Annotated in this window: 19 protein-coding genes and 1 riboswitch; of the genes, 8 read left to right on the forward strand and 11 right to left on the reverse strand. The window is 48.5% G+C overall.

Translation table 11 applies throughout. From position 1 onward, the window contains the following. The first annotated feature begins 117 nt into the window (after positions 1–117). From hemQ to gerQ, 3 genes are all read left to right on the forward strand, one after another. Entirely contained in the window at positions 118–864 is a 747-nt protein-coding gene (gene hemQ, locus K7399_RS12125) for a hydrogen peroxide-dependent heme synthase (protein ID WP_028976150.1), read from the forward strand. 275 nt (positions 865–1,139) lie between these two features. Then, a complete protein-coding gene (locus K7399_RS12130; RefSeq protein WP_028976151.1) occupies positions 1,140–1,562 on the forward strand; it encodes a cell wall hydrolase in 423 nt (140 codons plus the stop codon). Between the two features lie 30 nt (positions 1,563–1,592). Continuing rightward, complete coding sequence (gene gerQ / locus K7399_RS12135) at positions 1,593–2,135, forward strand: spore coat protein GerQ (RefSeq protein ID WP_028976152.1); 543 nt, start codon at positions 1,593–1,595, stop codon at positions 2,133–2,135. 233 nt (positions 2,136–2,368) lie between these two features. Here gerQ and K7399_RS12140 read toward each other — a convergent pair whose 3' ends face one another. The 3 genes from K7399_RS12140 to K7399_RS12150 form a co-directional block, all read right to left on the reverse strand. Then, positions 2,369–2,743, reverse strand: a complete 375-nt coding sequence (locus tag K7399_RS12140; protein ID WP_028976153.1) for a DUF423 domain-containing protein — start codon at positions 2,741–2,743, stop codon at positions 2,369–2,371. A gap of 98 nt (positions 2,744–2,841) precedes the next feature. Beyond that, positions 2,842–3,714 carry an NAD(P)-dependent oxidoreductase gene (locus tag K7399_RS12145; RefSeq protein ID WP_028976154.1) on the reverse strand — a complete coding sequence of 291 codons (873 nt, stop codon included), beginning with the start codon at positions 3,712–3,714 and terminating at the stop codon, positions 2,842–2,844. Positions 3,715–3,795: 81 nt separating this feature from the next. Then, the gene (locus K7399_RS12150; RefSeq protein WP_028976155.1) at positions 3,796–5,055 is read right to left on the reverse strand and encodes a glycosyl hydrolase family 18 protein; all 1,260 of its coding nucleotides are present in this window, start codon (positions 5,053–5,055) and stop codon (positions 3,796–3,798) included. A gap of 250 nt (positions 5,056–5,305) precedes the next feature. Between K7399_RS12150 and K7399_RS12155 the strand changes: the two genes are divergently transcribed. Then, positions 5,306–6,499, forward strand: coding sequence for an aminotransferase class I/II-fold pyridoxal phosphate-dependent enzyme (locus K7399_RS12155; RefSeq protein WP_028976156.1), 1,194 nt, complete (start codon positions 5,306–5,308; stop codon positions 6,497–6,499). A gap of 54 nt (positions 6,500–6,553) precedes the next feature. On the opposite strand, the gene K7399_RS12160 is transcribed toward K7399_RS12155, so the two are convergent. From K7399_RS12160 to K7399_RS12175, 4 genes are all read right to left on the reverse strand, one after another. Further along, a complete protein-coding gene (locus tag K7399_RS12160) occupies positions 6,554–6,880 on the reverse strand; it encodes a DUF1516 family protein (RefSeq protein ID WP_081788048.1) in 327 nt (108 codons plus the stop codon). A 207-nt stretch (positions 6,881–7,087) separates the two neighbouring features. Next, positions 7,088–8,476: an amino acid permease gene (locus K7399_RS12165; protein ID WP_223362608.1), complete on the reverse strand. Its 1,389-nt coding sequence runs from the start codon at positions 8,474–8,476 to the stop codon at positions 7,088–7,090. Between the two features lie 232 nt (positions 8,477–8,708). Further along, a riboswitch (Lysine riboswitch) is annotated at positions 8,709–8,890 on the reverse strand. Positions 8,891–9,079: 189 nt separating this feature from the next. Then, positions 9,080–10,864: a DNA helicase RecQ gene (gene recQ / locus K7399_RS12170; protein WP_028976159.1), complete on the reverse strand. Its 1,785-nt coding sequence runs from the start codon at positions 10,862–10,864 to the stop codon at positions 9,080–9,082. A gap of 150 nt (positions 10,865–11,014) precedes the next feature. Continuing rightward, positions 11,015–11,557, reverse strand: a complete 543-nt coding sequence (locus tag K7399_RS12175) for a cysteine hydrolase family protein (protein ID WP_028976160.1) — start codon at positions 11,555–11,557, stop codon at positions 11,015–11,017. Between the two features lie 130 nt (positions 11,558–11,687). Between K7399_RS12175 and K7399_RS12180 the strand changes: the two genes are divergently transcribed. Then, a complete protein-coding gene (locus K7399_RS12180; protein ID WP_028976161.1) occupies positions 11,688–12,152 on the forward strand; it encodes an Hsp20/alpha crystallin family protein in 465 nt (154 codons plus the stop codon). 81 nt (positions 12,153–12,233) lie between these two features. Here K7399_RS12180 and K7399_RS12185 read toward each other — a convergent pair whose 3' ends face one another. Continuing rightward, entirely contained in the window at positions 12,234–13,394 is a 1,161-nt protein-coding gene (locus K7399_RS12185) for an aminotransferase A (RefSeq protein WP_028976162.1), read from the reverse strand. A 557-nt stretch (positions 13,395–13,951) separates the two neighbouring features. Beyond that, positions 13,952–15,052 (reverse strand): branched-chain amino acid aminotransferase, encoded by a 1,101-nt coding sequence (locus K7399_RS12190; RefSeq protein WP_028976163.1) that lies wholly within the window; start codon positions 15,050–15,052, stop codon positions 13,952–13,954. 434 nt (positions 15,053–15,486) lie between these two features. On the opposite strand from K7399_RS12190, the gene K7399_RS12195 reads away from it, so the two are divergent. Together K7399_RS12195 and K7399_RS12200 are read left to right on the forward strand one after the other, a co-directional pair. Continuing rightward, positions 15,487–16,722 carry an MFS transporter gene (locus K7399_RS12195; protein ID WP_028976165.1) on the forward strand — a complete coding sequence of 412 codons (1,236 nt, stop codon included), beginning with the start codon at positions 15,487–15,489 and terminating at the stop codon, positions 16,720–16,722. A gap of 137 nt (positions 16,723–16,859) precedes the next feature. Next, positions 16,860–17,471 carry a DUF6944 family repetitive protein gene (locus tag K7399_RS12200; protein ID WP_051575203.1) on the forward strand — a complete coding sequence of 204 codons (612 nt, stop codon included), beginning with the start codon at positions 16,860–16,862 and terminating at the stop codon, positions 17,469–17,471. Here the strand turns inward: K7399_RS12200 and K7399_RS12205 are convergent. Next, entirely contained in the window at positions 17,435–18,046 is a 612-nt protein-coding gene (locus K7399_RS12205) for a hypothetical protein (protein WP_028976166.1), read from the reverse strand. The genes K7399_RS12200 and K7399_RS12205 overlap by 37 nt on opposite strands. Before the next feature lie 272 nt (positions 18,047–18,318). Between K7399_RS12205 and K7399_RS12210 the strand changes: the two genes are divergently transcribed. Next, the gene (locus K7399_RS12210; protein WP_028976167.1) at positions 18,319–20,013 is read left to right on the forward strand and encodes an adenine deaminase C-terminal domain-containing protein; all 1,695 of its coding nucleotides are present in this window, start codon (positions 18,319–18,321) and stop codon (positions 20,011–20,013) included. Here K7399_RS12210 and truA read toward each other — a convergent pair. Further along, the gene (gene truA / locus K7399_RS12215) at positions 20,003–20,740 is read right to left on the reverse strand and encodes a tRNA pseudouridine(38-40) synthase TruA (RefSeq protein ID WP_028976168.1); all 738 of its coding nucleotides are present in this window, start codon (positions 20,738–20,740) and stop codon (positions 20,003–20,005) included. The two genes, K7399_RS12210 and truA, sit on opposite strands and share 11 nt — an antisense overlap. Between the last annotated feature and the right edge of the window lie 132 nt (positions 20,741–20,872).

The raw sequence follows: 20,872 nt of genomic DNA on the forward strand, positions 1-20,872 counted from the left end.
TATAAACGAAAAGAACACATCCTACATTTGGAAAGTTAATTTCATCCTCTGATCCAATTGGGAAACTGTGCTATATTAGACTAGGTGAGAAAATGAAAAAAAAGAGAGGTGTTCACGATGGCTGAAGCAGCACAGACACTCGATGGCTGGTACTGTCTCCACGATTTCCGTACCATTGACTGGTCGGCATGGAAAGAAAAATCCGAATGGGAGCGACAGCAAGCATTAAATGAATTTAATCAGTTTTTCAGTCGTGCCGAGATTAACGAAGAAGCGCATGATGGAAGCTTTGCGCTCTATTCCGTGCTCGGTCAAAAAGCGGATTTCGTTATGATTACGCTTCGCCCAACGATGGACGAACTCAGTGATCTGGAAACCGAATTTGATAAATCAAAACTAGGTGAGGTGACCGATCCCGCCTATTCTTTTGTTTCGGTCGTAGAACTAAGCAATTATCTGGGCAAAGACGGCGGCGATCCCTATGCGAATCCCTATGTTCAGAAGCGGTTGAAACCGATCCTTCCAAAAAACGACTACTTCTGCTTCTATCCAATGGATAAACGGCGCGAACATGGCGATAATTGGTATATGCTACCGATGGAAGAACGGCGTGAGATGATGAAGAGCCACGGACAAATCGGCCGCAAGTATGCCGGAAAAATTCATCAGATCATCACCGGGTCGGTCGGTTTCGACGATTGGGAATGGGGCGTAACCCTTTTCTCAGATGATCCGCTGCAATTCAAGAAAATTGTTTATGAGATGCGTTTTGATGAGGCAAGCGCCCGTTTCGGCGAATTCGGACCGTTTTTTGTCGGCAATCATTTAACACAAGAGCAGTTTCAACAAAAATTTTTCATCTAATCTTCTGATGTAAAGACCTGGAAACAGGTCTTTTTTTATTGGCCGTAATTCCAGACCCGCTGTCATCATTTGCGATCAGACGCATAGGCTTTATATGTACTTAAGAACCTTGGCTTATAAATCTTCCGTTCAAGCAGCCGGGCTGGTTCGACGCACCACTTTAAAAGGCGCGCGCCAATCCGGACGGCCGCACTGATGCGTCACTTTTGCAATGGGGATACCGATGCCAATTCACATAAGATTCTTCACCAAAAGAAAAGGGGGCAGGCATGATTATGGCCGTGGTTCAGTATACGTCGAACGATGTTTCACTTCTCGCTCGTTTAATGCGTGCCGAGGCAGAAGGCGACGGTCAGCTCGGTATGCTGATGGTCGGCAATGTCGGCGTCAATCGGGTACTCGGCAACTGTCTTGATTTTGAAGGATTGAGGACAATTCAACAAATGGTTTTTCAGAGTCCTGGCGGTTTCGAGGCAACGCAAAAGGGATATTTTTATCAAGCGGCTCGCTCACAAGATAAACGGCTTGCCGAGCGAACACTTAAAGGGGAACGGTTCCATCCTGCATCGAATTCGCTTTGGTTTTTTCAGCCGGCAGGCGCGTGTCCTGCTCAGTGGTACAATCAGTGGAACACCGGCCGCTTTAAAGCACATTGTTTCTTCTCCCCTACTGAATCGGATTGTCCGCGAGTTTATTGACCAATCGATTGTTAAGGAGTGAGTTCATTTATGGGCGTTCAATTTCCGCCAGACAGCTGGCCTTATGGCGCAGCATTTAATCCGGATCCCCAAGCGCAGCAGACCTGGGATGACTCAAGACAGCAAGTCCAGCCACAGCAGCCGAGCGGTTCATTTCCTTTTCAAGCTCAGACGCAGCAGCCAATTGGTGCACCGCAGCCCGCACCACAAGCATTACCTTATCCTTTTCCGGCTTATACGCTCCCGGTTCCGCAGACCGGTGCACCGCAGCAACCGGTCAGCCCACAAGTTCTTCCGCTGCCTTTTGTCGAACAATCTTATATTGAAAACATTTTGCGACTGAATTTAGGCAAAACAGCAACCGTCTACTGCACCTTCGAAGGCAATAGCCAATGGAACGCGAAAACGTTTACCGGTACAGTTGAAGCGGCCGGACGTGATCATGTTATTATTGAGGACGAAGAAACACAACGACGCTTCCTCATTCCGATGGTGTTCGTCAACTATTTCGAGTTTACCGGACCACTGGCGTACGAATATCCTTACGCGGCGCCAACTCCTGCCGGGCGTTAATTCCTGCAATCGTGAAAAAAACAAGCTGTGCTCGGTCCTTAAACCATCCTAATTTTGTGTGCGCTTCGATTGCTCGCTGGCACGCGGTTCCCGCTGGCGCTAGAGTACCTCCACTTTGATTCTCGGTCAAGACATGGGTCTATTGGTTTGAAGACGGGGCAAAATCTTATCCTTTTTTTCCTGTAAAAAAGACGAAGCGGTTCGTAAAAACCGCTCCGTCTTTTTCGCGTACATCACGCACGCAAGACCGCTGCAACAACGAGTACCCAGCTGATGAGAAAAAGAACGCCGCCAATCGGTGTGATCGCCCCCAGTACGCGGACACCGCTAAGCGTGAGTGCATACAAGCTTCCTGAAAAGAGCACGACGCCAAGCGTCATCAACCAGCCGGCCCAAGCGAGCAGTGTCGTCTGTCCAGTGAAGACCGTCAGAGCCAAAATGCCAATCAAAATCAGCCCTAGTGCGTGAACCATTTGATACTGAACGCCGGTTTGGAAAATGGAAAGATTCTGCTCCGTCAAGCGCGCCTTCAGCACATGTGCGCCAAAAGCGCCAAAAGTAACCGATAAGAACGCCAGAATGGCACCAATTGCAATAAAAACTTTCACATGAAGCCCCCCCTCTCATTATTTGTCCCAATGCGTATTCCTTCATCGCTTGCATCGCTTTAATGAAAGCTGCACGCTTTACGCAACGGTTTTGTTGCTTATTTCTCATTCCAATAGTTTTTATAAATCGCTTGTGTGCCGCTGTTTTCTTCGCCCTGATCAGCGAGCGCTTCGTAGATCTCCTTTGACAAGGCGAGGCCCGGAGCATCCATGCCCATGGCTTGCGTTGATTCCAAAGCAATTCGTTCATCCTTGATCAAATGCTTGATGTAAAAACCGGGTTCGAAATCTCCTTTTAGCATGCGCGGCCCCAGATTGCTCAGTGACCAGCTGCCAGCAGCCCCGGTTTCAATACTCTCCATGACTTTGTCTGTATCAAGTCCAGCGTGTTTTGCATAGGCTAACGCCTCGGCCACACCGATCATATTGGATGCGATCGCGATCTGATTGGCCATCTTTGTATGCTGACCGGAGCCTGCTTTCCCTTGATACACGATCTTCTGGCCCATCGCCTGGAAAACGGGTGTCATTGCTTCGGCGTCGTGCGCGTCACCGCCGACCATGATGGACAGCGTCCCATTCTTTGCCCCGACATCTCCGCCGGACACCGGAGCATCCAATGCATGCAGCCCTTTAGGGGCAGCCGCCCGATAAATTTTTTCAGCGAGCTGCGGCGAAGACGTTGTCATATCAATCAGATAGGCGCCTGCTTTTGCATGAGCGATGATCCCATTATCAAAATAAACGGAAGCCACATCTTTAGGATAACCAACCATTGTAATCACAATGTCGGCTCCTTCAGCGGCTTCCGCGGGACTTGCTTTCCAGACTGCGCCTTCGGCAATAAGATCGTCTGCCTTGCTTTTGGTACGATTATAAACGTGAAGTGCAAAACCCGCCTTCATCAAATTGCGGATCATGCCTTTGCCCATAACTCCGGTTCCAATAAACCCAATCGTCTTTTCTGCCATGCCTCTCACTCGCTTTCCTATCCTTAGCATCTAGGATAACGATAGCATGAACACCTCTCATTTTCACGTCATACGCAGTGCTCAGACCTTTCGAATTTGGAAAAAGTGAGTGAACACCCAAGGATAGACCGCCATCGGAAAGTTAATCTGCCAAGAACCGATACCAGCGATTCGCGAATCGTAAACCAGCTGTGCCTTTGCAAACAAACTGCGCACATCTTCAAACCAGACCACGCGGTTCTGACCGCTGTCGTCGGTATAATAGAAATAAGCGGCTTGATCTGTTGTTGAATAATTAATCGGTACCTGTTCGCTCATTGCCAGATCAATGGCGGCTTGATACGTAATCGCCCGGCCCGGATTCTGAGCGGAAAACGGAATCGGCCAATCATAACCGTAAAAAGGTGTACCCATGATTATTTTATTTCGATCCATTAGGCTAGCAGCAAATTCAAGCGTTTCGCGAACAAGCTGAATTGGAGCGGTTGCTCCTGGCTCACTCCCGCTATAATGCCAGTCATACGCCATAATGAAGAATTGATCGACGATCGCACCGATTGCTGCATAGTCATAGCCACGCACCCAAGGCACATCATCATTCGTTTTTGCAGGCACAGCGATACTCAGATTCAAATTGGCCGATTGTGTCCTTTGCTTTAGCGCTTGCAGAAACATCACAAACGCATTGCGATCCGCCGGCAGTACGCCTTCGAAATCAATATTGATCCCGCCGTAGCCGCTGGAGGTCGCCATGTTGATCATGTTGTCGATCAGAGTCTGCTGCACACTCGGTGTATTTAAAACACGTTGCACTAAAGCCGAATTAAATCCGGTCGCCGTCAAATTGGTTACGGTCAGCACCGGGGTCACCCGCCCGCGCCAAGCGGCAAGCACCGCGGCATTGTCATTGAGCGGACTCAGATCGCCGTTCCAATTAAAATGCGTTTCAAAAAGTGCAATGTACGTTAAATACGGCGCATTATTAGCAATAACCGATTGATCAAGCGCCGGCGTCCGAAGCTGTGAATAGCTGAAATGAGTGGCGACGCGCCGCTCAATCGTTGGAAGATTAATTTTCTGACCAATACTCAGCTGATCTGGGTTGATTCCTGGATTTGCTTGTCGGAGCGCGCTTAACGGTACATAAGCCATACGCGAAATCGTCCATAAACTGTCACCGGGCTGCACTGTATAAACATCGCTAGTCACCAGCAGCGCTTGACCGGTAACAATATTTGTCGCCGCCAGCCCATTGACGCTTCTCAATGTGTCCACCGGAACATCAAACTTCTGACTGATCGCAAATAAAGAGTCTCCGGTTCTTACTGTATAAACAAACATTGTTTCACCCTTCCCCGCGCACCAAGATTTACAGGTATGCACGATACTCAAACATAGGCATTTCACTCTAACTTATTCAGCAGCTGAGGAACGGTTCCACAACGGTACATAGATTCATAGAGAAAAAAGCGTTATGATAAGAGACGTTGCGAATTTTATTGATCACTATGAGCAACCTGTGGTAGAATGAACGCCCTTAAAGTGAAGGGCATAGAGTATAGAAAAGTACGGAAAGAAACGAGGGTTATTTATGGCTGAATTCATTCCATCCCGGCAAGTTCAAGCGCTTCCCGCCAATTACTTCACCAGCATTGAACAAAAAATTGATGCTGTGGTGAAGCAGGGCATTGATGTCATCCATCTTCATACCGGCAGTCCGGATCAGCCGACGCCGAAACCAATTATCGAAGCAATGAATCAAGCCGCTCCGCTCCATGAGAATCAAGGTTATCCTACTGCAGGCGGCAAACGTTCTTTTAAAGAAGCAATCAGCAGCTTTTACAGACGCGAATATGGGGTCACGCTTGATCCCGAAACAGAGGTGACCGTCTTTGACGGGGCAACGGTGGCGATTTCAGCATTACCGCAAACACTGCTAAATCCGGGCGATGTCATGTTGACGACCGATCCCGGCTACCCGCTGTACTACGTCTGTCCGGAACTTGCCGGTGCGCGGACCTACGGAATCCCGGTGCGCGCAGAAGACGACTTTTTACCGGATTATCGAACGATTCCTGCAGATATTTTGGAAAAAGCGCATTTGCTGATGTTAAACTATCCGAATAATCCAACCGGAGCAATGGCTACCGAGGCATTCTTTGCTGATACGGTACGTTTCTCACGCAAACATCAAATGCCGGTTGTCCATGATTTTGCCTATGCGGCATTCGGTTTTGACGGGAAACGTCCAATCAGCTTCCTGCAGACGCCGGGCGCAAAGGAACAAGGCATTGAAGTGTACACGTTGTCAAAAACATACAACATGGCCGGATTCCGGGTCGGCTTTGCAGTCGGAAATGCGTCAATTATCCGCGCGCTCAGCACCTTCCACGACATTGATCACTCCGATGTCCCGAGCCCGATTCAGGATGCGGGATCGGCTGCGCTGCTTGGCGCGCAGCAGTCAGTTCAGCAATTATGCGCGCTTTACGAACAGCGCCGAAATGTCTTAGTCGAAAGCATGCGCGCGATTGGTTGGGATGTCCGTGCACCAAAGGGATCATTCTTCTGTTGGTTCAAGGTACCGAACGGTTACACTTCCGAGTCCTTTGCTGATGCTCTGCTCGAACGTGCTCATGTTGCCGTCGCACCCGGCGCCGGTTTCGGCACCCATGGCGATCAATTTGTACGCGTCGGACTGCTTGAGCCTGAAGAACGGCTCAAAGAAGCCGCCGAACGCATTAAAGCATCAGGAATTTTAAGTGAAGCACCCGTAAAAAATTAAGCATAAGAGAAACAAAAAGAACTTTTCCCGATGCTATTCGGGAAAAGTTCTTTTTTAAATGACGCGGTAGCCGATCAACAGAATCACAATTAAGACTACCGTACTGAGCACGAGCAGAAGTCCTGCCGGTTGCTGTTTTTTCCGTTTGCCAAGCGCCGCTTCCATCAAACCGATTAATGCAAAGGACAGAACGGCTTTAACGACCAGCATGAACGGAAAATGGATGATGAACAGCATCGCTATTCCGGTTCCAATCATCACCAAATAAGTGAGCCGCAGGATCATACTCCATACTTTTTGCTGGTAGAAAAGATAGCTCAGGAGAAAAAGAATCACCATAAGTCCCCAAACCAGCCCATGGATTTGTGCCAAACTATGCATCACTATTCCTCTTTTCTTGTACGAAACTCTCTTTATTTTACCATGAACCTGTACCATTCCCAGGCCAAGCCGCATCGATGTACCCACACATTCGAAAAACAGGACCATCCACACAAAAGTTGTCACCAACGACCCCAGAAGCGCGCATACAAGAAGGTGCCTCAACGTCACCTTTGACTATTGAGACACCTTCCTTGAGATCAATAATTAATTGCCATGACGTGACAGGTCACATTGCTCAAGCGGAATCAGTTTCGTTCTCATTTTCCACTTGGCAATCAGCCAAACGGCGAGGAAAATAGGAATGCCGATGTAAGCGGCAATAATTCCGCCCCAGTCGATTTCCCCTCCAGAAAAAGCACCGAAACTCTGACCGATAATGACGATCAGGCAGACGGCAAAAGCAAACAGCGGACCGAATGGGAACCATTTCGCCCGGTATGGCAGATCACTAAGCTTACCGCCTTGTGCAACATAAGCACGCCGGAATCGATAATGGCTGATTGCGATCCCGAGCCAAGCAATAAACCCGCACATGCCCGATGCGCTGAGCAGCCAGTTATAAACAATACCATCGCCAAAGCCGGAAGCAAAGAAGGCAAGCAGGCCAAAGGCTGCCGTAACGATCAGCGACCAAATCGGAATGCCGTGTCGCGTAACATAGCCGAGGAATTTCGGCGCCTTGCCCTCTGTGGCGAGTGCATAAAGCATACGTGTCGATGCGTACAGACCTGAATTGCCTGCCGACAGAACAGCTGTCAAAATCACCGCGTTCATGACTGATGCAGCAACAGCAAGCCCGGCGCGGTCAAACACCAATGTGAACGGGCTGACCATGACCGAGTCCGTCGCTGACAGATTGTGATTGGTATAAGGTAGAATCATAGCAATGACAAATATGGCCAAAATATAGAAGAGCAGAATACGCCAGAAAATCGTATTCATCGCTTTCGGAACATTTTTTTCTGGATGCTCGCTTTCACCCGCACTGACGCCGAGCAGTTCAGTCCCTTGGAATGAATAGCCCGCCGCCAGAAAGACGCCGAATGCAGCGAGAAAACCGCCATGGAACGGTGCATCGCCCACGGTAAAGTTCGAGAATCCAGGCACACCCCCGCCTAAGATACGGAAAATCATCAGCAAACCGATGATGATAAAAATAATGACGGTCACAACTTTAATAATGGCAAACCAGTATTCGGACTCGCCGTAGCCTTTCACAGTCAAGGCATTCAGTAAGAAAATAATCGCTAGAAACAGACCGCTCCATAGCATGGATGGACTGTCCGGGAACCAGAATTTCATGATCAGCGTTGCCGCCGACAATTCACTGGCAATCGTGATCGCCCAGTTATACCAGTAATTCCAACCGAGTGCAAAACCAAAGGACGGATCGACAAAGCGGGTTGCATAGGTACTGAACGACCCACTGATCGGCATATAGGTAGCCAGCTCACCCAAGCTGGTCATCAGGAAGTACACCATCACTCCGGTCAGTCCATAAGCAAGCAGTGCTCCACCCGGTCCGGCAGTATAGATCGCGTTCCCGCTCGCTAGGAACAATCCGGTTCCGATCGCCCCTCCAAGCGAAATCATCGTTAGGTGACGTGACTTCAATCCGCGTTGCAATTGATTCTTGCTGTCTTTCTTCACTTGTTCTCTCTCCCTCTCTGTAATTCAGAGGAACATGCGGCATAAAAATGAATGAACGATAAAAACGCCCGTCAAAAGCATCGTGATGCTCTTAAACGGGCGAACTCTTCATAGTAAAGTTAATAAGATCTGCTTGAAAATTAAAGTCAATCGATCCACTCACTCCACGCACATCTTCCCCGATAGCACACCACACGCAAACTGCTCGCATGTGACAGTTTCGCTCCTTTCGGAAACGAACCCAACCGATTCGGCAAGGGATCCGAACCCGCTTCGGCAACAGTTCCTTACGCACACCGTCCGGCGTCCCTTCGCCTCAGATGTACTTCTCATAACTGCCGCGCCTCTACCCCCTCTGTTTGCGAGGAGACTTTTTTCGACAACAGGCTTAATTCTACCTGCATCCCAGATAAAATTCAACCAAAAGGCCTTTTTAAACCGGTATTTCAGGAACTTACCAATGCATGCACGTTTGTGTCAACGTTATAGATAAGATCAATAAACATCGGCGAACCACTGCCGACCAATTCAACTCAGGGCGTGACGTCATACCGGTTCCTGCTGCGCCTCCTGATACTCAGCAATCGCCTTCATAAAGGCTTGTCCGTATTTTTCCAGCTTCTGCTGGCCAACGCCTTTGATCATTAGGAATTCATGGTCCGTTGAGGGGAGCCGTGCGCTCATTTCGCGCAAAGACTGATCAGAGAAAATAATATAGGGCGGCACATATTCTTTCTGAGCCAGTGCCTTGCGTACTTGTTTCAAAGTTTCAAAGAGTGCATCGTCCACAGCAAGACGTTCCGCACGTACGCTGCCCTTTTTATACACCTTTGCTTCGCCTTTTAAAACAGCGAGCGAGCGATCGCTCAGTGCGAGCACCGGATAAGCACCGCCTTGCTGCACAAGATACTGCTCGGCAGTCAGAAAATCGATGAATTCACTGATCTGCTTCTGCGTTTGCTCCTGCATGATGCCATAGGTTGAGAGCCGATTCAGATGAAATGTCTTCACCTTTTGATCCGATGCACCGGCGAGTACCTTGGCAACCATCATCTTGCCATAACGTTCGCGCAGCCGCTTGACACACGACAGTACTTTTTGGGCTTCAATCGTTACATCGGATTGTTCACGTGTATCCAAGCAGTTGCCGCAATGCCCGCAATTGTCTGGATCTTTATCTCCGAAATAGCGCAATATGTAACCTTGCAAACACGTTTCTGTGTGGCAATAACCGATCATCTGCTCCAGCTTATGGTACTCCGCATGTTTCAATGCATCATCCATCTCAGATTGATCGATGAAGAATTTCTGCAGCCGAATGTCCTGTGGCGAAAACAACAGGATGCAATCGCTCTTTTCTCCATCGCGTCCGGCACGCCCTGCCTCCTGGTAATAGGCCTCAATATTGCGCGGCATATTGTAGTGAATCACAAAGCGTACATTGCTTTTATTAATCCCCATACCAAACGCATTCGTCGCAACAAGGACCGTCAGATCATCATAGAGAAAACGTTCTTGACTCATCGCCCGTTCCTGTTCCGATAATCCAGCATGATAGCGACCGACTGCCAGTCCTTTCTCCGCAAGGCGCGCAGATAAGCGGTCAACCTCTTTGCGGGTTGCAGCATAAACAATGCCCGGCTGATCCTGATTTTTCTTCAGATAGTCGAAAAGAAAGACATCCGCACTTTGTCCACGAATCACTTGAAAGTTCAGATTGTCACGGGCAAAGCCAGTAGCGATCACGTGATCCTGCGCAATCCCCAGAAGCTGACAAATATCTGCGGTGACATTCGGCGTCGCCGTTGCGGTCAGTGCGACAACCACCGGTTTCTGAGAAAAGCGCGTGATCATCGCTGGAATCGAGCGATAGCTTGGCCGGAAGTCATGTCCCCATTGCGAGATGCAGTGCGCCTCATCGATAGCAACCAGAGAAACCTTCATCCGTTCCAGAGCCCGTACAAAATCAGGAACCTCTAATCGTTCTGGAGCGATGTAGACCAGTTTATACTTGCCGCGGGCAGCCGCTGTCAGGCGCTCTTTTCCTTCAGTGAAGCTGAGTGAGCTGTTGATGAAGGTTGCTTGGATGCCGGCATTGCCAAGCGCATCAACCTGATCCTTCATTAAAGAAATCAGTGGTGAAATGACAAGGGTAACGCCGGGGAAAAGCAGTGCCGGAATCTGGTAACAAAGCGATTTTCCGCCGCCCGTCGGCATAATGCCAATCGTGTCGTCGCCGTCAAGCAAGCGCGTAATGATTTGATCTTGACCTCTGCGGAACTCATCATAGCCAAAATATTTTTTCAAGGCTCGGTGCGCTGCATCATCCATCATTGAAATCTCCTTTAATCGTTGGCCTGCGTATCGGATCGTACGGGACTGTCTGTAACATTCGCCCGCTTCCACAAGCCTTTTCCCATCCTTAAACGTCGTATAAACGCTAGACCCATTTTATCATAATTATCCCGTTTGCTCTTGCCCTCACAGTTCAAGTTCAGACTGCCTGCGCGTGTCGGCACCAAGTACTTGATTCATCATGCGCAACGCATAGTCATTATCCTCCTTGACGTTTGAGGCGCAACAATCTTGCGGCACCATCAGATGAAAGTCGCGCATATACGCATCATTTGCCGTAAACAAAACGCATAGGTTGCCTGCTACCCCAGTCAAGATCAATGTATCCGCACCCAAATCATGCAGGAGTGCATGAAGCGGCGTCGCGAAAAAGCCGGAATGTTTCGGTTTAATAATAAAGTAGTCCTCAGGATCGGGGAGGAGTTGACGTACCGCTTCAGCCCCCGGTCCTTCCAGCGCCGCGTGAATCAGATCATCGCGATTCGATGCCCAGCGGCCACAATTATCGTTCACATAAATAATTGGAATGCCTTGTTTTCGCGCCCTGTCCATCAAACAGGCCAACGGATGAATCATTTGCTTGATGCCATTCAAGAGCAGCCCGGCTTTGCTGAATTGAAGCGGATTGATCATATCAATGATCAGCAAAGCTTTATTGTCGTTCTTCATCGCCCGCGCCTCCTCTGTTCCCCCATTATTGCCAAAGCGGTTGTTCCGCATTCGCCAATGAAAATCCACGAAACAAATCCACACCGGATACATATGATGGGAGCAGATAAGTATCTGAAAAGGAGGAGTCATGATGGATAAGAATAATCCCGACAAACCGCAGTTGCCCAAGAGAAGGAACCTCATGAATGATCTTGATGCCTTCTTCGAACGCAATCCTTTCGGTGATGTATTGAGATCCATCGACGATTTTTTCAGCAGTCATTCCGTGTCCGGTTTCCCAGTTCATTTCTATGAAGCGGAAAAAGAATGGGTGGTTGAAGCTGAGCTGCCTGGAGCAGAACGAAAGAATATTCATATTGAACTCTTCAGCGATAAAGTTAAAATTTCAGTGAACAATAATGTGGTAATGAATACGCAGCACCAGCAAACCGGTGCTTTTACCCACGAATACCGTTTTGACCATGCTGAGCGCGTCGTGACCATACCGTATACGATTGATCGTGCGCGTACCCAGGCTTCCTACATCAATGGGATCTTAAAGATTCACGGACCAAAAACGCCGAAAAAAGGACACCGGCTTTCAATCGAATGAATGCAAGGCAAAGAGGCTGCTTCATAGGAGGCAGCCTCTTTTCATAGCTCAAAGACAGCGCTTATGTAAGTAGAATCCCGTTCATTTGGATAGTCGCGCAACAAATCGTTCCAACCGATCCAAGCCATCTTTTAAGACATCCATCGAATAAGCATAGGACAAACGCAGATAACCTTCACCATAAGATGAAAAGGCGCTTCCTGGTACGGCTGCCAAGCGCTCCTGATCAAGCAGCTGCAAGGCAAAGTGTTCGGACGTCCGCCCAAACTTTTTAATCGACGGGAAAACGTAAAACGCCCCGGACGGCCGCACAACATCAAGACCCATCGCTTCGAGGCGGCCGATGACATAATCCAGCCGCTCCTTATAAGCGCGACGCATCGGTTCCGCATCGTTCTTCCCGGTCGTCAGTGCCTCAATAGCAGCGTATTGCGTGATGCTCGTAATGCAGGAAATACCGTATTGATGCACTTTAATCAATTGTTCAGCAATCGGTTGGTCCGCGAGAATATAGCCCATGCGCCAGCCGGTCATCGCATGCGACTTCGACAACCCGTTAATCACCAGCGTCTTCTCTTTCATTCCTGGAAAGGTTGCAATTGATCGGTGCTTTTGATCGTAGGTCAGCTCGCTGTAAATTTCATCAGAAACGACGAAAACTGGCTTATCCTTTAGCACTTCAGCGATTGCTTTCAATTCTTCGTACGTCAGCACGCATCCGGTCGGATTGGATGGGTAAGGAAGAATGACCGCCTTCGTTTTTTCAGTCAAATTTTCAGCGATCTGGGCGGCTGTCAGTTTAAATGCCGTTTCCCGAGTGTCGATAAAGACAGGTACACCTCCGGCAAGTGTGATCGGCGCGGCATATCCAGGATAGGCTGGTCCCGGCAGAATGACCTCATCGCCAGGTTCAAGAATCGTACGAAAAGCAAGATCAATTGCCTCGCTTGCGCCAACAGTGGTGATGATTTCCGACGCCGCTTCATAGTGAAGATCATATTTTTCTAAAATATAATTTGCAATCGCCTGTCTTAATTCAATTAAGCCCGCGTTTGCTGTATAGGTGGTTTTGTTGTGATCAATCGCAGTTTTCCCAGCATCTTTCACATGCTCGGGTGTTGCGAAATCCGGTTGGCCGATGGTCAATGAAACCGCCCCCGGATAGTCTTTCACTTTATTAAAGAATTGTCGAATGCCACTGATTTGAATGTCGCGAACATGACTGTTCACAAGGTGTTCCATAGCCGTCATGATCTTCCACTCTCCCATCGTTCATCTCTATTTGATTAGAAAACTTGGCTTTGCCAAGCCTCTGGCGAAGGCAAAGGCTTAGTTGCACTTACACTCGTTTCCTTAAATCTTTTTATTTTCTATACTTTCTTACCAGTGTGAGAAAAACCGGGCAAAAAGCGTCCGGTCCTTACTTCCGCAGGATGCGGTGGCTTTCGCGTTGCATACAGGACGTACTTTCACAGGATGTGATGACTTTCGCGTTGCATACAGGACGTGCTTTCACAGGATGTGATGACTTTCGCGTTGCATACAGGACGTGCTTTCACAGGATGTGATGACTTTCGCGTTGCATACAGGACGTATGCGCACTTAGCGAAAGTTCCTTTAAGAAAGTTCCTTTAGGAAAGTTCCTTCATACATGTGTGATGGTCTCCTGTCTTTTCGGTGCTGAATCGTCGCTCCGATTGCTCGCTTGCCGCGGGGCGATTCGGGCGCTTTGCGCAGCTGTTTGTAAACAAAAAGCCTGCACGCCTCAATCTGCGTAAAGGCTTTTCTGGGTTACCTGCTTATTCAGCAACGGCTTCTTTTTCTTTTTGAAGCTTAACTTCCTGCGTCCAGCCTAATTTATCTTCAATCTTGCCGCTTTGTATGCCGGTGATCGTGTCGTACAATTTTTGCGACAGCTTGCCGGTTTTTCCGTTTGCCACTTTAATGACATGGTCTTCCCACTTCAAGAAACCGACCGGAGAAATAACGGCTGCCGTTCCGGTACCAAAGACTTCTTTCAATTTTTGTTTTTCTGCTTTTTTGAACAGCTTGTTCACAGAGACTTTCTTCTCTTTGACCGTTATGCCCCATTTTTTAAGCAGTTCAATGACAGAAGCACGCGTCACGCCTGGGAGAATACTGCCGTTCAGTGCCGGAGTCCATACTTCATCGTCAATTTTGAAGAAGATGTTCATGCTGCCGACTTCTTCAATATATTTATGTTCCACACCGTCCAGCCAAAGCACCTGATCAAAGCCCAGCTTTTCCGACTTCGTCTGTGCTTTGAGACTCGCCGCATAATTGCCGGCGGTCTTTGCGTAGCCGACACCGCCCTTAACCGCACGGACGAACTCATCTTCAACATAGATCTTTACCGGACTCATGGAGTTGCCAAAGTAAGCACCCACTGGAGACAGAATAATCAGCAGCTTATAGGTTGCTGACGGATGTACGCCCAATGCCGCATCCGTACCAATAATAAATGGACGAATGTAAAGCGATTGCCCCGGTTCGGATGGAATCCATGCTTCTTCGATGGCAACCAGTTTTTTTATCGCTTTGATCACAAACTTTTCATCAATTTTTGGGATGTTCAGCCGATCACACGACTGATTCATACGCGCCATGTTTTTATCAGGGCGAAACAATAGGACACGTTTGTCTTCCGTCCGATACGCTTTTAATCCTTCGAAAACTTCCTGACCATAATGAAAAATCGTTGCAGCCGGATCCAATTGGATTGGTCCGTAGGGTACAATTCTTGCGTCATGCCAGCCTTTTTCCGTCGAATAGTCCATTTCGAACATATAATCGGTAAAAAGTTTACCGAAACCTAGTTTCGCGGAGCCAGGCTTTTCTTTCAAATGATCAGCTTTTTTGAACGTGATCGACTGCCCCATGATACGAATCCTCCTAAAGTTTCATATTCCTAATTTGATTATAGCAATCCGTTTCGCCAGACGCCACATCACGCAGCAATTCATGCATGCGGATTTCACTTTTCTTTTCTTTAGTATCGATAATGCCCTTATTAATATTCCAGAATTGTTTGGGGTAACTTAAAGGCCGTTCTTGCGTATACATATGCGGCATAAGCGCTGTGCAAATGCTAGGCGAATAACGCGTCGTACACATGTTTTTTTGGGCGGATTTCATGCGTGTAATCATTGAAAATACACACATTTTTACGCAACAAAAAAAACATAAAAAAATTCATTCAAAAGGCTTCTATTGTCTTGATCATCCTGCTACAATGTTCTGGTTGACTTAGGAGAACGCTTAGGCGGACGACGGTCTTCTCAATTATCGTTCACGATGAAAGGAGCGCTTTACCATGCGCCAATTTACTTTTGCCTCTTGTGCTTTGTATTTTCTGACCGGACTGACGGCTATTTCTATCGGATCTGTGATGCCTGAACTTTTAAGTTACTACCATGTTTCATACACAATTGGTGGAAGACTAATTTTTGTTGGTGCAATGGGATTTCTTGCAGGCGTTCTGCTGACTTCATATCTCAATCGCCGCTTTCATCCGAAAGCGCTGCTGACCTTTTCCGCGTTGTTGATTGCTGCAGCGCAATTCAGCATCTTGCTATTGCCGCCGTTTCCATTGTTTATGGCTCTTTATTTTCTCAACAGTGTTGGATCGGCTTCTATCGGGATCGTCGTTGCCACCATGTTCATTGAAGTGTTTATCGGCCGTCAGGCAGTAGCGATGAGCTATCTTGAAGTATCGTTCGGACTCGGTGCTTTTACAATGCCGCTTCTTGCCAGTTTCTTTATCGCCCATGATATCTGGCGTTATCTGTTCGTCATTACCGCCGTGCTCGCAGTCATCCTTGCCATTGTCTGGACGCGCATTTCATACTCGAAAACCATGGTCGATACTCGCGAGCCCTTGGATGCCTCGGGTTCAAGCGATGCGCAGCGACCACTCAGCAATCAATTAAAATGGATGGTACTTGGCTTTTTCGCTTTGATCGTCTTCCTGTATGGCGGGCTTGAAGGCAGTCTGAATAATTTCATGTCTTCAATTTTCATGAACTATTTAAACCAAGCTGCCTATTATGCCTCAATCAGTGTCGGTATTTTTTGGGGTGCGATGGTTATTGGCCGTGCAGCAACTGCATTTGTCATCCGCAAACTCACCTACAGCAAATTTCTGTTGATGAGTATCGCCGGAACCATCACCTCACTGTTGTTCTTCATTTTTATAAAGAATGTGATAACGGGATACATCTTCGTTGGTACACTGGGACTGATGATGTCCGGGATTTACTCGATCACCTTAGTCTACGCAAACTACTCCATCCCAAACAGCGCACACTTGGTGACGCCAATTATCTCGGGATTATCCGGACTGGGTGCCGCCGTGTTCCCAGCCATTACCGGATTCGCGCTTGACCGTGCGGGTGTCGGCATGACCTTGTGGTATATCGTTAGCATCGCCGTTGCGTATCTCATCTTTCTGCTGGTAATCAATCAGTTGCGTAGCGGCCGCATCAAATTTAATTGGCATCTTCATCGTGCCCAGCCTGCCTTCGCAGGACGCCGCACACGTTATAAATAAATTTAATTTGAATAAATGATAACCCGTACGGCTCATCCGTACGGGTTTTTCATTCGGCCTATATCAACAGATTCACCTGTTTTTGATGAACTCACGCCATCATCCCGAATAAATTGTGATAAGAGGAGGAGCGAGTAATGGACGAGCAAATTCGAGCGGTTGATTATGCCTTCATCAATGCACTAGGGACGATAAGTGCGGCTATTGGTGCCACACCGTCCATCACGCTTCCGGAAGAGATAAAGAATGGTCTGGATGTTGTGGGCAACGCCTTGCAGGCAACCGGGAATGGTCTAGATGCAAACATTAGCGAGGGTCTGGATGCGGTCGGCGGTACCATGCAAAGCTTCGGCAACGGACTCGTCATCTATGGGGACATCGCCGCGCAACCGCAACACGATAATCTGCGAACGACTACGATCGGCAACATGCTTCAGGCACTTGGAGGGTCGCTGTCGCTGCAGTCGGATCTGGAAACGGAGGAACGCAATCGTGCGACCGCCCTCTCGATCATTGGCAACTTGTTGCAGATTGCCGGCAACTCACTTCAGGCGGTCTCGACGATTCTTCAGATCAATCAAGCGGCAGACGAAGCCAAGACGGACCAAGTTAACGCGACCGGCAGTTGGGTACAAGCCACCGGCGCATCACTCTCTTTCCTGGCTGCCTATGATCGGGCAACAACAATCCCCTTTGAGTCACGTGACACCGGTCACTTCATTCCTTCTTCCGCCAGCCTAATGGACTGAACCTGGGCATGCTTATTCATGTTGAACTCGAGCTTCATTTCATTCTTGTGATCAACATAGCCAATGATTTGCCCGCCCTCGCGTATATTAAATGAATAATAATCAGTGCCGTAGTGGCGAATCACCTGTTCTTTGCTGTCCCCGATTTGAATCTCTCGATAGGTTTTGAGCGGATTATTTGGGCGAAAAGAAAATGACGGCAAGGCAGGCAATGAGTCTGAAAACACATTGCCAAGGCGCACGCGCTGCATTTTAAGCAGATAAAAGGCGGCAATCCGCCCCTTGTGCGGTTCGGCCCTTTTTGAAGCCGTAACCAGCCCGCCCTTCCAGGAATAATAGACCAGCTTTCGATCCTTCTGCGCTCTTGGAATCGGCTTGCCAAATCGACGGACAAACGCCTTTGATTCAATCGAGTCGCCGATACGCATGCCATGGAACGCCTCTCGGGACAAATCCGTGGACGGGGTACGCATCGCGGGATTGATTGCGCCAGCGGCGATCCACCAAGCGGCAGCCATGAGAAGGGCGGCGATGACACTGATGAACACAAAATACATCCATTTCTTCTTTTTCATCGATTCTCCTTTGCGCTGTACCGAAAATGATTTACTTTGATTATACGCCTACGCGTGGCAGAACTGCATGTCTGTCACGTGTGCGCCAACCGTTTGGACCGGTGCATGCTGACGCAATATGTGTTTCAGAAGATAGGATTTAACAGCATTTCGATGACCGTGTTGATCTCAAAAAAAGTGGTAAAAATTGGGGTGCGGATCTGCTTTCCATGAAAATCAGCGCGTCTCTCGTTATAATAGAGACAACTTGTTAGAATGTGATGTGATCATCCATGCATGCGTTAACTGAAAAAGAACACCACCAATTGATTGATACCGTTCAAAAAAAGGCAGCTGCATCCTTGTTCTTTCCCGATGCCCCTGTGCTTCATGTCTATTCTGGCATCGTCCAAAAAGAGAACATTTGGATCAGCGGCAATCGGATTGCCTATGTTGGGCCGGATGAACCGCTGATTTCCGAAAACACGGAAGTTTGCCGTTTAAAAGCAAATCAGATCATGGTCCCTGCCTATATTGAGCCACATGCCCACCCCTTTCTTGTTTATAACCCGCTTTCTTTAGGCCGTTATCTGACGGAAAAAGGAACGATGATTTCAGTCAATGACAATAGCTTCGCTTTGGCGCATTTGAGCGGTGAACAAATGGAACAGTTTGTTCACGAACTGAATCAAGCAGGCGGACACTCCTGGTTATGGTGGGCTTACTTTGAGAACCAGCATCCTTCAACTGCTGCGCTGGAAAAATGGCTGAAGCAGCCGTTCGTGATGCAGGGCGGAGAATTGAGCCACTGGCTGCCGCTTAAATTAGGTGCTCAGGACTTAAAGGATAAATTGTTTGCCGTGCGTCGCTCCGGCAAACGGATGGAAGCGCATCTGCCCGGTTCATCGCTCAACACACTCAACCTGTTCGCGGCATCCGGAATGACGGGCGATCACGAGTCTATGACTCCGCGCGATGTAATTCATCGGCTCAATCTCGGTTATTATACTGCGATTCGCAACTCATCGATCCGTCCCGATCTTCCGGTAATCATGAGCGGATTGGCACGGCATCCGGGACTTGATCTGTCCAAGCTGATGCTGACCAATGACGGCGCATCACTTCCCTTTTTACACCATGCCACACATGCCGCAATGATTAGACAGACCATGGATTGCGGTATTTCTATGGCGGACGCGTACCGAATGGCGACCTTAAACCCGGCAGTATATTACCATATCGACGACCTGTTCGGTAGCATCACGCCGGGCAGAATTGCCGACATCAACATTATCGAATCGCTTCAGGAGCCCGAGCCGACGAGCGTTCTTTTTGAGGGAAAATGGCTCGTGCGCAACGAGAAACGAATGACCGAGCCGGTTGCTCTTGATCTGAAACGTTATTTTAATCACGCCGACACGCGTCATTTGCCGGAACAGTATCCGCTTAGCCCAGTCGCGCCGATCGGTCTCGAACTGCAAAACAGCGTCATTACCCGTCCGTACCCCTTTGATCCGGTCAGCCCGCTGTCTGATGATGAATGCTTTCTTACCTATATATGCCGATTAACCGGTGCCGTCTTAAACACACGTATTCGCAACTTTGCGCATTCGCTTCAGGCACTGGGAAGTACCTACTGCGCCTCTGGCGACATCCTGATCATCGGGCGCGACCGTGCTGCAATGCACGCCGCCTACCAAGAAATCCGCCATGGATTCCAAGGGATCACGGCACAGTTTGATGGTACGGATGCGTTCTCGTTCAGCTTGGATCTGCTCGGTGTCATGAGCACACGATCGATGGACGCATTGAGTCCCAAAGCCGAACAGTTCTTGCAAGCAATGAAAAAGGACGGCTTCGCTTTTGACGATCCGTTCTTCTGTTTGTTTTTCCTGACCGAACAGCATCTCCCGTTCGTACGACTGACGCCAAGGGGTATCCTTGACATCAAGTCCAATCAGCTGATTGTGCCAACCATTAATAACTGATGTGCTCCAGATACAGGCCGCAGGCGTCCGCCAGGCGGCCTGTTTGTACGCGCTGCTTCGATTCGAGGATATGCGGAATCGCATCGACTTCGATTGCGCATATCCCGACTTCAATGAGTGTGCCGACCATTTTCCGCGCCATGTTGTACAGAAAGCCATCACCGGTCAAGCGGATATCAATGAAGCCATCATGCGCATCCATTTTAATCGCCGAAATCGTGCGGACTGCTGACTTTTTCTTTGATTTTGCATTTGCGTAAGCAGTAAAATCATGCGTGCCGATAAAATGCGTGCCGGCCTGCCGCATGCGCGCGATGTCCAACTTTTCGTCAACATGCATGCTGAATTTTCGCATAAAAGGATTACTGTTCGGCTCATTCCAAATTTTATATAGATAGGTTTTCGCTTTAGCATTGTAACGCGCATGGAAACGTTCAGAAACGCGTTCGATGGTCGGCACGCAAATATCTCTAGGCAGCTGATGATTCAATTGATTGAGAAAATCCGCTTCATCAAGCAGCGTCTCCGTTTTGAAATTGGCAACTTGTCCCAGTGCATGAACACCGGCATCGGTTCGGCTGCAGCCGACGATTTCAATGGACTGACCGATAATTGCTGTCAGCGTTTGTTCGATTTTTCCTTGAATCGTATTCTTCGTATCGCCCAGCCGCTGCCAGCCTTTGTAGCGGCTGCCGTCATACTGGATGGTTAATTTATAATTGTTCATTTCTTTCTCCTTTTGAAGCCTCATAAGGCGTCTCATTCCTACCTCCGCATTGTCCCGCAACTTCAGTCCGCTTGTCAATTTTGCATCCTGCATGAAAAGGTGCTCTATTCGAAAAAAGGCAATCCAATATGC

The organism is Sporolactobacillus terrae (genome assembly GCF_019930545.1).
In the GTDB taxonomy this organism is placed as follows: Bacteria; Bacillota; Bacilli; order Bacillales; family Sporolactobacillaceae; genus Sporolactobacillus; species Sporolactobacillus terrae.